At 54.7% G+C, this 428-nt stretch carries 1 pseudogene; it reads left to right on the top strand.

Going from position 1 to position 428, the window contains the following annotated elements:
- Window positions 1-401, top strand: a pseudogene (locus CO670_RS33600) (IS3 family transposase); the annotation flags it as partial.
- Window positions 402-428: the final 27 nt, after the last annotated feature.

Raw genomic sequence — 428 nt, 5'->3', positions numbered from 1 at the left:
CTCCACAACGGCGAGATCGTTGCCTTCGAGACGGCGAGACGGCCGGTCTTCAAGCTGGTCAAGGCCCTGGACCAACTCTGCAATGCCGAGAGGCCAATCCTGCATTCCGATCAGGGATGGCAATATCAAATGCCGGCTTGGGGCCGCATGCTTGAAAGCCGCAACATTGCCCAGCGCATGTCACGCAAGGCAACTGCCTCGACAATGCCGCCATGGCGCGCTTCTTCGCCACCCTCAAATCCGAGTTCTTCCATCCTAACCACTTCGACAGCATCGAAAGCCTGCGTGATGGCGTCGAGGACTATATTCGGTATTACAACAACGATCGCATCAGGCTAAAACTCAAAGGGCTGAGCCCTGTTCAATACAGGACTCAGCCCTTAAATAATCCCAGCCAATAAACCGTCCAACTTTACGGGGTCAGTTCA

Source organism: Rhizobium sp. J15, assembly GCF_002531825.1.
GTDB lineage: Bacteria > Pseudomonadota > Alphaproteobacteria > Rhizobiales > Rhizobiaceae > Rhizobium.
Note: the sequence above shows the minus strand (reverse complement) of the source record. Positions and strands in the feature narration are given on the sequence as shown.